11 protein-coding genes and 1 rRNA gene are annotated in these 13,687 nt (G+C 45.5%); 3 read left to right on the top strand and 9 right to left on the bottom strand.

What is annotated here, in order from left to right:
* Positions 1-86, bottom strand: a 16S ribosomal RNA gene (locus Q4Q49_RS16865); the annotation flags it as partial.
* A 609-nt stretch (positions 87-695) separates the two neighbouring features.
* Positions 696-2,123 (bottom strand): cytochrome c oxidase accessory protein CcoG, encoded by a 1,428-nt coding sequence (gene ccoG, locus Q4Q49_RS16860; RefSeq protein ID WP_107950071.1) that lies wholly within the window; start codon positions 2,121-2,123, stop codon positions 696-698.
* 91 nt (positions 2,124-2,214) lie between these two features.
* Between ccoG and Q4Q49_RS16855 the strand changes: the two genes are divergently transcribed.
* The 3 genes from Q4Q49_RS16855 to Q4Q49_RS16845 all read left to right on the top strand — a co-directional run bounded on the left by Q4Q49_RS16855 (position 2,215) and on the right by Q4Q49_RS16845 (position 3,984).
* Positions 2,215-2,565, top strand: coding sequence for a hypothetical protein (locus Q4Q49_RS16855; protein WP_107950073.1), 351 nt, complete (start codon positions 2,215-2,217; stop codon positions 2,563-2,565).
* 124 nt (positions 2,566-2,689) lie between these two features.
* Positions 2,690-3,595 (top strand): 1,4-dihydroxy-2-naphthoyl-CoA synthase, encoded by a 906-nt coding sequence (locus Q4Q49_RS16850; RefSeq protein WP_006084758.1) that lies wholly within the window; start codon positions 2,690-2,692, stop codon positions 3,593-3,595.
* Positions 3,596-3,780: 185 nt separating this feature from the next.
* On the top strand, positions 3,781-3,984 hold the full coding sequence (locus Q4Q49_RS16845) for a DUF2061 domain-containing protein (protein WP_006079349.1): 204 nt from the start codon (positions 3,781-3,783) through the stop codon (positions 3,982-3,984).
* 108 nt (positions 3,985-4,092) lie between these two features.
* Here the strand turns inward: Q4Q49_RS16845 and glmS are convergent, their stop codons facing one another.
* From glmS to atpG, 7 genes are all read right to left on the bottom strand, one after another.
* On the bottom strand, positions 4,093-5,922 hold the full coding sequence (glmS, locus tag Q4Q49_RS16840; protein WP_242326360.1) for a glutamine--fructose-6-phosphate transaminase (isomerizing): 1,830 nt from the start codon (positions 5,920-5,922) through the stop codon (positions 4,093-4,095).
* Positions 5,923-5,971: 49 nt separating this feature from the next.
* Positions 5,972-6,742: a DeoR/GlpR family DNA-binding transcription regulator gene (locus tag Q4Q49_RS16835; RefSeq protein WP_220591560.1), complete on the bottom strand. Its 771-nt coding sequence runs from the start codon at positions 6,740-6,742 to the stop codon at positions 5,972-5,974.
* 200 nt (positions 6,743-6,942) lie between these two features.
* Positions 6,943-9,063 (bottom strand): TonB-dependent siderophore receptor, encoded by a 2,121-nt coding sequence (locus Q4Q49_RS16830; RefSeq protein WP_242326362.1) that lies wholly within the window; start codon positions 9,061-9,063, stop codon positions 6,943-6,945.
* 283 nt (positions 9,064-9,346) lie between these two features.
* A complete protein-coding gene (gene glmU / locus Q4Q49_RS16825) occupies positions 9,347-10,729 on the bottom strand; it encodes a bifunctional UDP-N-acetylglucosamine diphosphorylase/glucosamine-1-phosphate N-acetyltransferase GlmU (RefSeq protein WP_107950082.1) in 1,383 nt (460 codons plus the stop codon).
* A 187-nt stretch (positions 10,730-10,916) separates the two neighbouring features.
* Complete coding sequence (locus tag Q4Q49_RS16820; protein ID WP_107950083.1) at positions 10,917-11,345, bottom strand: F0F1 ATP synthase subunit epsilon; 429 nt, start codon at positions 11,343-11,345, stop codon at positions 10,917-10,919.
* A 36-nt stretch (positions 11,346-11,381) separates the two neighbouring features.
* Positions 11,382-12,773 (bottom strand): F0F1 ATP synthase subunit beta, encoded by a 1,392-nt coding sequence (gene atpD / locus Q4Q49_RS16815; protein ID WP_311999906.1) that lies wholly within the window; start codon positions 12,771-12,773, stop codon positions 11,382-11,384.
* A gap of 35 nt (positions 12,774-12,808) precedes the next feature.
* Positions 12,809-13,669 (bottom strand): F0F1 ATP synthase subunit gamma, encoded by an 861-nt coding sequence (gene atpG, locus Q4Q49_RS16810; protein ID WP_106648794.1) that lies wholly within the window; start codon positions 13,667-13,669, stop codon positions 12,809-12,811.
* Positions 13,670-13,687: the final 18 nt, after the last annotated feature.

The raw sequence follows: 13,687 nt of genomic DNA, 5'->3' as shown, positions 1-13,687 counted from the left end.
AAGCTATCTTCCCGCTGCCGCTCGACTTGCATGTGTTAGGCCTGCCGCCAGCGTTCAATCTGAGCCATGATCAAACTCTTCAATTAAAGTTTTGTTGTTTGACTTACGTCAAACGGCTCAATGAATTCTGATTTTTTGTTTCCACTTAAAAGCAGAAACAAACTGTACATATTACTATGAACACTCATTGTTACATTGATTTAAATTTTTGACTGCCAACCCGAAGGTTAAGCAGTTTCGATTAACTCAACACCTGTGAGTGTCCACACAGATTTCTTGTTTTATCTTGTTAAAGAGCAACTCAACCTCATAAGAGAAGGTGAGTACCACACTGAGCGCCGAACGCTTCCAGTTGGCTAGGGCTGCGTATTCTACGCATTTCCCGTTTCGCGTCAAGGAGTTTTTTCAACTTCTTGCTGCGATTGAATTAAGTGCCACTCTCAACAGAGAGTAAGCCATTCAATTCAAAGTAACTCGTCAGCTTGCTTTCGCTGTCTGCCGTGTCAGTGGATGCGCATTATAGGGAGCAGGAGATTTTGTGCAAGGGCTTTTTGTAGGAAAATAACGATTAAGGGTTTAGACGTTTACTTATCAAACGATACGTATAAAAAAGGGGCTAAAAAGCCCCTTTATCTCGATTAAGTCTGGCAATATTTATGAGTCTCACTCAATTAGATCATCATAAATACTGTTATCTATGGACTAAAGAAGCGAGATTCTTGCTCAACTTCGACTTCTTCACCGTCGATATGAGTTTTCACTTTTATCTCGATGTTAGTAACTGAACGAGAAAGCTCAACCGGATCAACCCCAACGCTAATGGGTAACGTTAATACTTCGCCACCCGCAATAGTGACCGAAGTCGGACCGTACCATTTATAGTTGTCCAATCCTTCGACACTCATAGTGTATTCATGGGATTGTTCTGTCTTATTAAGAATCTTCAAGGTGAATGTGTTTTCAATCAAACCTTGGTTGTTCTCTCTATAGAGCTGGTTACGATCACGAATGATGTCCATACGTACTGGTGCTATGGTCGCACTGGAGTATATGAAGACTAATATCATCGCCATCAATACCACGCCATAACCGACAAGCTTAGGTCGCAGCACTTTTTGCTTTATACCTTCTAACTTGTTCTCAGTGGTATAACTGATAAGTCCTTTCTCGTAACCCATACGATCCATAGTTTGGTCACAGGCATCGATACAAGCGCCGCAGTTAATACACTCATATTGCAGACCGTTACGAATGTCGATCCCGGTAGGACATACCTGCACACACAAGTCACAGTCGATACAATCGCCAAGCCCTAACTCTTTAGGGTCATCTTTGCGTGAGCGCGGACCACGGGTCTCACCACGTTTAGTATCGTAACCCACGATAAAAGTATTCTTATCGAACATGGCCGCTTGGAAACGCGCATAAGGGCACATGTGGATACACATGATTTCACGCATCCAACCCGCATTGCCGTATGTGGCAAGTGTAAAGAACACGACCCAGAAGTAGATACCGCCAGAAGCATTAAGCGTAAAGACGTCGACATAGACTTCACGGCTCGGCACGAAATAGGACACAAAGGTCATCGCCGTCATCAGTGAGAGCAATAGCCAAGCCGTATGTTTTGCCGTTTTACGCCAGAGTTTGTCAAAGCTCCATGGCATTTGATCTAACTTAATGCGTTTATTGCGCGCACCTTCAAGTTTTTCCTCGAACCAGATGAACATAAAGGTCCATACTGTTTGGGGGCAAGTGTATCCACACCAAACACGGCCAAGATAGGTGGTCACAAAAAACAGCGCAAAGGCAGCGATCATAAACAACGCTGCGAGCAAGGTGAGATCCTGCGGCCAAATCGTTAAACCGAAGACGTGAAACTTTTGTTCGCCTAAGTTAAACCATACAGCTTGACGGTCGCCCCAAGGGATCCAAGGTAAAAGCAGGAAAAATAACATGGCAATCCAGCCCATGCGGCGACGTAAGCTACTCCACAAACCGTCGATTGCTCGGACATAAATCCGATTACGAGGGTTAAAGCGATCCGCTTTACTCGCATCTGGCTGGTGAATCTTAATTCGATTGGTTTTCGAATAGTCCTTGTTGTTAGATTCTGAGTTCATCGTTACAGCCTTTTACTGCTTTAATATTGGACGAAAACTAGCTTATTATACCCATATTCTTAATGGTTATTCACTTATGTTGGACTAAAAGATGAAAGGTTGGCTCATATTGGCGCTACTCGCGGGTGCTTTGTATTACTTATACACAGAAACAGATAAATTAGATGCTCCTATTGCAAAGACTGAGGCTATGGTCAAAAAAATAGAGAATAAAGTTGACTCTATGACGGGAACAAAAATCATAAAAATCGACCATAAACTGGCTAAGGTAAGAACCGACATCGTCGAGCGCTTGTCGACATTAGAACTCGAAGCCTTTAATCAGATTCCAATGACACCCGAGTCTATTGCTGACTTTAAAGGTAATTATTGCGGCACTATGGCGCCAGAACATCCAGTGTTCAGCAAGGATAATCAGCTTTATCTCTGTGATCACCTTTAACCATCACCGACTCATAGGCAAACGGGATTTTGCTATATAGCGCTAAGCTTTAGGCTTAGGTGATTGACCTTATATATGATTCCGCCTAGCCTTTGAGGCATTACAGCACAAAGGCCTATGAATCATGACCCAACAAGTATCAGACATTTTTGATCCCACCTTATGGGATGAAGTCAGTGGATTTCAATTTGACGACATCACCTACCACAGAGCCAAAGCCCACGGCACAGTTCGCATTGCTATTAACCGCCCTGAGTGCCGCAACGCCTTCCGACCTAAAACCGTTGATGAGTTATTTATCGCACTCGATCATGCGCGCCAATGGTCTGATGTAGGTTGTGTACTGCTTACGGGTAACGGTCCTTCGGCAAAAGATGGTGGCTGGGCGTTCTGTTCGGGTGGCGATCAGCGTATTCGCGGCAAAGATGGCTATAAATATGAAGGCGCCGAAGAAGGCAAAGCCGATCAAGCCAGAATGGGCCGCTTACATATATTAGAAGTGCAACGCTTGATCCGCTTTATGCCTAAAGTGGTCATCGCCGTTGTGCCGGGTTGGGCGGTAGGTGGCGGCCATAGCTTACACGTAGTATGCGACTTAACCTTAGCCTCGAAAGAACACGCGATATTTAAGCAGACTGATCCCGACGTAGCGAGCTTCGACTCAGGTTATGGCAGTGCGTATCTTGCCAAGATGATAGGTCAAAAACGTGCCCGTGAAATCTTCTTCTGTGGTTTTAACTACAGCGCCGATGAAGCCTTCGACATGGGGATGGTCAATAAATCCGTTCCCCATGCAGAGCTAGAAACCGAGGCATTAATGTGGGCCAAAGAGATTAACTCTAAGTCGCCTACAGCGATGCGTATGCTGAAATACGGTTTTAACATGACAGACGATGGTATGGTCGGCCAGCAATTATTCGCCGGTGAAGCGACGCGTTTAGCCTATGCGAGTGCCGAAGCGCAGGAAGGGCGCGATGCCTTCCTAGAGAAACGCGATCAAGATTTCTCCGCCTTCCCTTGGCATTACTAGTTTATTAGCAGCGCTTTAATTTACTGCTAGCAGCCCAAAGCCCTCATGAGTGAGGGCTTTATGTTTTTTACAACGGATAAATAGATAAAACCGTTTAAACTAATCTGAAAACACGGCTTTTAATTTTAATGAGAATTGTTATCATCTAAGTATTCCCGCTGGGAGCCTATTTAGAGGACAAGATCATGACTAAGACACTTACTTTTGCCGTACTCCATTTTAGCGTCGCTTTTACCGTAACCTATTTATTAACCGGCAGCGTGATCGTCGGCGGCGCAGTGGCCTTAGTTGAACCCGCGATTAACACTGTAGTGTTTTACTTCCATGACAAAGTATGGAAACGCATTGAGGCAAAAAAGCAGCACGAGCTAGATGCCATTCCAGCATAGAAAGCTAAGCCACCAGCATTTACTATTGCTGTAAGTTAAGCGTCGTTTTGTTGTGAATCTAAATGAAAAAACCGCCAATAAAGGCGGTTTTTATTTAAATGCTTATATTTATTCTACTGTTACAGATTTTGCTAGGTTGCGTGGTTGATCCACGTCGGTACCTTTGATCAACGCAACATGGTACGACAATAGCTGTAGCGGAATAGTGTAAATCAGCGGCGCCATAAAGATATCGCAGTGTGGCACTGGAATCACTTTCATCGTGTCATCCGACTCGAACTCGGCATCCACATCGGCAAACACATACATTAAGCCGCCACGGGCACGCACTTCTTCAACATTCGATTTCAGTTTTTCGAGCAATTCATTGTTTGGCGCAACGACAATCACAGGCATATCGGCATCGATAAGCGCTAATGGGCCGTGTTTTAATTCGCCAGAGGCATACGCTTCAGCATGAATGTAAGAAATCTCTTTCAGCTTTAACGCGCCTTCCATCGCAATCGGGTATTGATCGCCACGGCCAAGGAATAAAGCATGGTGTTTATCGGCAAAATCTTCAGCCAGTTCAGCAATCGCAGCATCTAGCCCTAAAGCTTGTTCCACTTTAGCTGGCATAGATTGTAGGCTTTGAGTGATGTCGGCCTGCATTTGCTCAGACATGCCATTGTGGCGACCGATCACCGCAGTCAACATTAATAAACCAGCAAGCTGTACAGTGAACGCTTTAGTGGATGCCACGCCAATCTCTGCGCCGGCTTTCATCATGTAAGCCATGTCAGATTCGCGAACCAGTGATGAACCTGGCGCATTACAAATCGTCAATGTGGCTTTATAACCCATTTCTTTCGCTAAGCGCATGGCCGCTAAGGTATCGGCAGTTTCACCCGATTGTGAAATCGTCACCAACAGGCTATTTGGGAATAAGTGCGACTTGCGATAACGGAATTCAGAGGCAATTTCGACGTTACAAGACACGCCAGCCCAATCTTCTAACCAGTAACGTGCCGCCATGCCCGCATGGTAACTAGTACCACAGGCGATGATTTGCACATGTTTGATATCTTTTAAAAACTCAGCAGCGTTGTCACCAAAGGCAGTATCTAATACTTGCTTGTTTGCGATACGGCCTTCGATAGTGCGCGTCAGTGCCAATGGCTGCTCGTAAATTTCTTTAAGCATATAGTGACGATATTCGCCTTTGTCACCGGCATCGTGGGTAATTTCAGATTCTTTGACTTCACGCTCAACGGCATTACCGTTTAAGTCGAAAATACTCACGCTGCGACGGGTTACTTCGGCCACATCACCTTCTTCTAAGAAAGCGAATGAGCGAGTCACTGGTAAGAGTGCCAGTTGATCCGAGGCGACAAAGTTTTCACCTAGACCAAAACCAATCACTAAAGGACTACCAGATCGAGCAACAACCAAGCGCTCGCTGTCGCGGCGGTCGATAACAACAGTGCCGTAGGCGCCTTCGAGTTGTTTAACTGTGGCTTGCACGGCAGAAAGCAAAGTGCTGTTAGTTTTCAGCTCATGGTGTACTAAGTGACAAATTACTTCGGTATCGGTATCTGAGCTAAATTTATAGCCTAAACCTTTTAGCATCTCGCGCAGTTTATTGTGGTTTTCAATAATGCCGTTGTGCACCACCGCGATATCACCTTCCGATAAATGCGGGTGAGCATTACGCTCACTCGGCTCACCGTGGGTCGCCCAGCGAGTGTGCGCGATACCGGTTCCGCCCGCTAATGGGTCAGTTTCAAGCGCTGCCGACAACTCTTGTACTTTGCCCACGCGGCGCGTGCGACTCAGTTCACCATTGTGAATAACGGCAACGCCTGCGGAGTCATATCCGCGATATTCTAAGCGGCGTAAGCCTTCTACTAGAATTTCAGCCACATCCCTTTGCGCCACAGCGCCTACGATTCCACACATAGTCTTTACCTATAAATTAAAAATGAAGTTGTTAAGCTTTTTTCGCTCACTATTGAGCGTAGGGCGCTAGCATGACTCGCACGCCCTGATCTGAAATTTGTTTTAGCGCACTCTCATCGATACGGGAGTCGGTGACCAGCACACTGACCTTGGCCCACGGCAACTCTAAGTTAGGGATCCGCTTGCCGATTTTGTCTGAATCCACCATAACGATCACTTCGCGGGACACTTCGGCCATGACTTTGCTTAGGCCAGTTAACTCGTTAAAGGTAGTGGTGCCGCGTTCAAGATCGATACCATCGGCACCGATAAACAGTTGATCGAAGTTATATGATCGCAACACTTGCTCGGCGACTTGACCTTGAAAGGATTCAGAATGCGGGTCCCAAGTACCACCGGTCATCAATAAGGTTGGCTCGTTTTCGAGTTCATGGATGGCATTGGCAAGGTGCAATGCATTGGTCATGACCACCAGCCCACGCTTATCGTTCAGCTGTTCAATCAAGCCAGAAGTCGTAGTGCCGCTATCGATAATGATGCGATTGTGATCTTTGATCAGCTGCGCGGCGGTTTTCGCAATAGACAGCTTATTAGGCGCGATTTTGGCAGAAAACTGTTGGGTCACTTCGTCAGGAATCGCCACGGCGCCACCGTAACGGCGCAATAGCAGGCCTGTTTTCTCAAGCGCAGCCAAATCTTTACGAATTGTCACTTCTGAGGTTTCAAAACGTAACGACAGTTCATCAACACTCACTTCACCCAGTTCGTTCAATATGGTGATTATGCTGTGGCGACGCTGCTGTGTATTTCGTTTGTTCATAAAACCTTTCAGATAAGTTTCGATTCGAAAGCAGTATTATAGTGAAACGAAACTTTTTTGCTAGTATTCGAAACACTGTTTCGCATGTTCCGGCGTATTTTTTATCGTTCTGTAATAGTGAACTTAAACATCAGCCAATAAAAAAAGCCGCTTATCCTTTAAGGACAAGCGGCTTTAAATGAATTTAAAACGTAATAAATTTAGAACTTAGCTTCAACAGCAACACTAAAGTTACGGCCTTGGCCGATAGTGACCATATTGTACTGACCACCATCAATATAATCAGTATCAAATAGATTTCTAACGTTGGCACGAAGGCTCACATCTTTACCCATGATATCCATAGTGTAGGCTGCACCTATATCGAAGCGCACATAGCCGTCTTTAGTAATGCTGTTATCTTTATCGGCGAAGCGATCACCCACATAAATGGCACCAAAGTTCATCGCAAAATTGTCTGTCACTTCGTAACGGGTCCAGATATTCGCCGACCATTCAGGCGCATCGACAGGTGTTTTACCATCTAAGATTTTCCCATCGATCTTGCCAGCACCCGTTTTATATTCAGCATCTAAATACATCATAGAAGAAGTCACAAACCAGCTTTCACCTAACTGACCTTGGGCACCAACTTCAAAGCCGCGGTGATGCTGCTCGCCACCTTGAGTAGTAATAGTTTTCTTGCCATCACTCGTTTCGGGAATATCTTGCTCTATGGTGACATTAGAAACCGTAATATCAAAAAGTGCTGCTGTTAACAGTAGGCTGTCATCAAACAACTCCCACTTAGTCCCTAATTCATATTGAGTACCGTATTCAGGCTTAAGGTTAACTCCTTCATTTACATCTTCTGAACTTGTCACTGAACCCTGTGGTGTAAAGCTTTTTGAATAATTAATGTAAATACTGCCACTAGCCATTGGCGAATAAATCACCCCAAACTTAGGCGACACGGCATAGCTGTTTTCACCTTCACCGTCTTTCTTCTGTTCGTCGTAACGCACACCTGCAAGTAACTTCCATTGTTCATTAAGCGTCATTAAATCCTGCAGGTAGAAACCGTAATACTTATAGGTACTCGCGTTACCTTTGGGTTTTGTGTGGTAATCGAGAGCAGGCTGAGTAATAGGCTGCCCAGGAATAACCGTTTGAGCTGCCCCACGGTGAATTTGTTGCTGATAGAAATAATCGAGATAGTTAGCCCCAATCAGCAGTTGATGCTGCATTCCCGCCAACGCAAATTCACCGGTGAAATCGGCATAAGCGGTTTTATGCTGCCAATCGTCGTAACGATCGAAGGGTTTAATCTTATAACTATCCTTGAATGGATCTTCGGAGCCTTCAATCAAACTTGGCGCAGAATCAAAACGTTGGCGATTAAACTGCTGATCGTTATAACCCGCTTTGACTTTCCAGTTGTCACTCATATGCCAAGTCAGATCGGCACCTAAGTTTGACACTGTATTGTCAGTAAAGGCCCAAGGCGCATCCCAAACGGTTTTACGTTCGCCAATGACATCACCTTGTTTATCTAACCAACCACCCGCATCAATACCCGCTTTATCTTGGGTATGGTCGTATTTAACCGATAGTAACAAATCGTCGCTTAGGTCAAATTCCATATTGAGATAACCTAACCAGCGATCGCGCTCTTGGTTCTCATCATTAGCGGAATACTCACGCCAGTATTTTGTGTCTTGCTTCACTAACACACCGCGGTAACGAATACTTTGTGCTTCGTTTAAACTGCCACCCGCATCGAGCTGTGCACGGGTAGAACCGTAGCCATCGGTGTCAAAACCTAAGTTAAGCATTGAATCATAGGTTGGTTTCTTAGTGACCATATTCACTAAACCACCAGGGCCAGATTGACCATACAACATGCTCGAAGGGCCTTTTAACACTTCGACTTGCTGCAGGGTTTCGATGGGTTGTACGTAATGGGACCATTGCTGATGGCCATTGATGAGATAACCATTACCAGAATCTAACTCGAAGCCACGGATGCTAAAGACTTGGCGGTTCCAGCGTGTCGTTCCTGCCGTCACGCTCGAATCGTTAACTAACACTTCAGCGAGGTTAGTCGCCAGTTGTTCGTCCGTGACAAAATCGGGGATCACATTAACTGATTGTGGGGTATCCATTAAGTCAATATCACCGCGCATGGCGCCTGATGCTGTACCCACTTTATAATCGTTAAAAGTGCGGCCAGTGACATTAATGCGCTCGATATTCGCGTCGCTAGCCACCTCTGCCAACACAGGTATAGCCATTAATGCCGAGCCTACGGCCAAACCTAAAACTGAATATTTAAATACCATTGCCAACACCTCAATTAGACCTTTCGTCTTAGAATTGCAGGCAATATAAATGAGAAGTGTTTTTATTTAATCTTCTTTACACGAATTTACAATTAGCTGTGATATAGATCTAAATCTGTTTAAAACCAATAGATTGCAGTTACCACAACAGGATTAACTCAACCTTAATTTCGTGACTTTTATTGTTTTCCATCTGAATTAAACAAATCGAATTTCCAACCATCTGACTAAATATAAAAGCGGCACATGGCCGCTTTATAGATAATGAGTTGAGTTAAATAAACTACTTTTTAATTTTGACTGGACGTTGCCAACCCGTCAGGTGTTTTTGTTTAACACGGGTAATGACTAACTCATTTTCACCCACATCGCGGGTAATGGTTGAGCCTGCGCCTAAGGTTGCGCCTTTACCTATAGTGACAGGTGCCACCAGCTGAGTGTCAGAGCCAACAAAAACATTATCTTCGATAACGGTAAGATGCTTATTAGCGCCATCATAATTACAAGTAATAGTGCCAGCGCCGATATTAACGCCATCACCTATAACGGCATCGCCTAAATAGGCTAAGTGTCCAGCCTTAGAGCCCACGCCTATGACTGCTTTCTTCACTTCAACAAAGTTACCGATGTGCGCATCTTGCTTAAGCTCTGCGCCGGGACGTAAGCGGGCAAATGGACCAGCACTGGCAGCAAAGCCAAGCTTAGCGCCTTCGATAATAGAGTAAGGTTTGATCTCAGCGTTATCGGCAATCTCACAATCGATAAGAATAGCGCCTGCGCCAATAGTGACATTATTACCTAAGGTCACTTTGCCTTCGAATATCACGTTGATATCGATCATCACATCCATACCGACGGTGACGTCACCACGGATATCGATACGGCTTGGGTCGCGCAGGTTCGCTCCCGCCAACATCAGTTTTTCGGCTTCACGGGCTTGGTAAGCGCGTTCAAGTTGCGCCAGTTGCACGCGGTTATTGGCGCCTTCCACTTCAATCGCAGATTGTGGTTGAGCAGTATCAATAGCAACGCCATCAGCGTGCGCCATGGCAATAATATCCGTTAGATAATATTCGCCTTGGGCATTGTTATTCGATAAACGGCTCAACCAAGCTTTAAGTTGTTTACCTGGAACGGCCATGATGCCGGTATTGATTTCGTTGATCAGTAGCTGCTCTGCTGTAGCATCTTTCTGCTCAATAATACCGATGACTTTTCCTTGTTCTTGACCTTCACAGGGAGTACGGACAATACGGCCATAACCCATAGGATTGGCTAAATTCACCGTTAAAATAGCCACACCATTTTCAGGGCGAGCAGCGAGTAAGGCTTCAAGGGTTGATTGTTGAATCAGTGGCACATCGCCGTAAAGAATGAGCACAGTATCATTGTCAGCAATATGCGGGCTCGCTTGCGCAACCGCATGACCCGTGCCTAATTGCTCAGCTTGCAATACCCAGTTAAGTTGTTGCTCACCTAAGCTGGCTTTTAGCTTATCAGCACCATAACCGTAGACTAACTGAATCGCGTCACTACCCACTTTATGGGCGGTATCTATGACATGTTGCACCATGCTCTTGTGGGCGATGGGATGTAATACCTTAGGAAGGTCAGAGCGCATCCGTGTTCCCTTGCCAGCTGCTAAGATCACTACATTTAATGCCATTGTCATATCCTTGAACAAATACCCAAGAGGGTGAAAAAATTACGGTCGATTTTGTAGCGCAATTTTAACGGAAAGCACATAGAAAAGCGAAGCGGATAGCGATAGGAATAGCTCAAAAACACGCTTACCCAAATTTCAGCCACAAAAAAGGCGACCTTATGGTCGCCTTTTTTCACAAACAATAACCTTATCTGGCAATGTTTTTCTTGATGGTTTCAACAACACGTAATTGAGCCATAGCCTTAGCTAGTTCAACCATAGCCGCGTCATAATTGAAGTCAGCACCTGCATTTGCCATATGGGCTTCTGCACGACGCTTAGCTTCTAATGCCGCTTGCTCATCAATATCTTTGGCACGCATAACCACATCAGCCAATACGGAGACAGAAGAAGGTTGCACTTCCAGAATACCACCTGAAAGGTAAAACACTTCTTCACTGCCGTCTTGCTTGACGATGCGCGCCATGCCAGGTTTGATATAACTCAGCAAAGGAGCATGGCCATGCATTATGCCTAACTCACCTTCAGAACCAGTCACTTGTAGACTTGCTACACGACCAGAGAAGATGTTGCTCTCTGCACTTACTATATCAAGATGTACTGTCATGGCTGCCATCCCGTTCTCCTTAAAAAACTAAGTATGACTACTTAGTTATTTCTTTTTGTTCGCTTTCTCGATGACTTCATCGATTGAGCCAACCATGTAGAACGCTTGTTCTGGCAGGTGATCAAACTCACCGCTCAAAATACCCTTAAAGCCACGGATAGTGTCTTTCAGAGAAACGTACTTACCAGGAGATCCAGTAAAGACTTCTGCTACGAAGAAAGGCTGAGACAAGAAACGCTCAATCTTACGAGCACGGAATACAGTTGTTTTGTCTTCATCAGACAATTCGTCCATACCCAGAATCGCAATAATGTCTTTCAGCTCTTTGTAACGTTGCAGTACAGTTTGCACGCCGTTAGCAACGTCATAATGCTCTTGGCCAACAACCAAAGGATCTAATTGACGTGAAGTCGAATCCAATGGGTCAACTGCTGGGTAAATACCCAGAGAAGCAATTTGACGTGACAGTACAACAGTCGCATCTAAGTGAGCGAAGGTTGTTGCTGGTGACGGATCGGTCAAGTCATCCGCAGGTACGTATACCGCTTGTACAGAGGTAATAGAACCGGTCTTAGTTGAAGTGATACGTTCTTGCAAAACGCCCATCTCTTCAGCCAATGTTGGTTGATAACCTACCGCAGAAGGCATACGACCTAACAGTGCAGATACTTCAGTACCGGCTAAGGTATAACGGTAGATGTTGTCAACGAACAACAGTACGTCACGACCTTCGTCACGGAACTTCTCTGCCATAGTCAGACCAGACAGTGCAACGCGCAAACGGTTACCTGGAGGCTCGTTCATCTGACCATAAACCATGGCCACTTTGTCGAGAACGCCAGAATCTTTCATCTCGTAGTAGAAGTCGTTACCTTCACGAGTACGTTCACCTACACCGGCGAATACAGAAAGACCCGAGTGGGCTTTAGCGATGTTGTTAATCAGTTCCATCATGTTAACTGTTTTACCAACACCCGCACCACCGAACAAACCAACTTTACCGCCCTTAGCGAATGGACAAACAAGGTCAATAACCTTGATGCCAGTCTCTAACAGTTCAGTAGAGCTTGATTGATCTTCGTATGAAGGAGCTGTACGGTGAATAACATAACGCTCTTCTTCACCGATTGGACCCGCTTCATCAATAGGCTCGCCTAATACGTTCATGATACGGCCAAGAGTGGCGGCACCAACAGGAACAGTAATAGGTGAACCTGAGTTTACTACTTCAAGCCCACGACGCAGACCGTCAGAAGAACCCATAGCGATGGTACGAACTACACCACCACCTAGCTGTTGCTGAACTTCCAGCACCAGACCATTACAGGAACCTTCACCTACGATCTTCAGAGCGTCATATACTTGAGGTACGGCATCTTGTGGAAACTCTACGTCCACAACCGCGCCAATCACTTGGACAACAGTACCTGTGCTCATGATTAATCCTCTAAAACTTGTATTCGTTACCTAACCTAAACCGCAGAGGCACCAGAAACAATTTCCGACAGTTCCTGCGTAATCGCAGCCTGACGGGCCTTGTTATAGACCAATTGCAAGTCGTTAATCAGCTCACCAGCGTTGTCAGTTGCCGACTTCATCGCCACCATACGGGCAGCTTGTTCAGAGGCAATGTTTTCAACAACACCTTGGTAAACCTGAGATTCTACATAACGAACCAATAAGGTATCCAAAAGTGCTTTTGGATCTGGCTCGTAGATATAATCCCAACGATGAGCAATTTCATCATCTTCTGATTTAGGCAAAGGTAGCAGCTGCTCGATCACAGGAGTCTGCGTCATAGTATTCACAAATTTGTTAAATACCACGTACAGACGATCCAGCTTGCCTTCGTTGTAAGCTTCTAGCATGACACCGACTGTCCCGATCAAGTCAGCGAGCTTTGGAGCATCGCCTAAACCTGAAGCGTGAGCAGACACTTGTCCACCGAAGCTTTTGAAAAACTGCACACTACGTGCGCCAATTGGGCAAAATTCAAATTCTGCACCTTGGGCTTTCCAGCTTTTCACGTCTGCGACAACCTTCTTGAAAAGGTTAACGTTCAGACCACCACAAAGGCCACGGTCGGTTGCTACAACAATGTAACCAACCCGCTTAGCCTCTCTCACCTCCAAATAGGGGTGTTTATACTCGAGAGAACCTTGCGCTACGTGACCGATCACCTTACGCATGCTTTCCGCATATGGACGGCTCGCAGCCATGCGTTCCTGCGCTCTGCGCATTTTGCTGGCTGCCACCATTTCCATGGCGGACGTGATCTTCTGAGTGTTTTTCACACTCGCGATCTTGGTTTTAATCTCTTTAGCGCCGGCCATCTCTACTCTCCAATCTGG

The sequence above is a fragment of the Shewanella sp. SP1S1-7 genome (genome assembly GCF_031932105.1).
Lineage (GTDB): Bacteria > Pseudomonadota > Gammaproteobacteria > Enterobacterales > Shewanellaceae > Shewanella > Shewanella baltica.
Note: the sequence above shows the minus strand (reverse complement) of the source record. Positions and strands in the feature narration are given on the sequence as shown.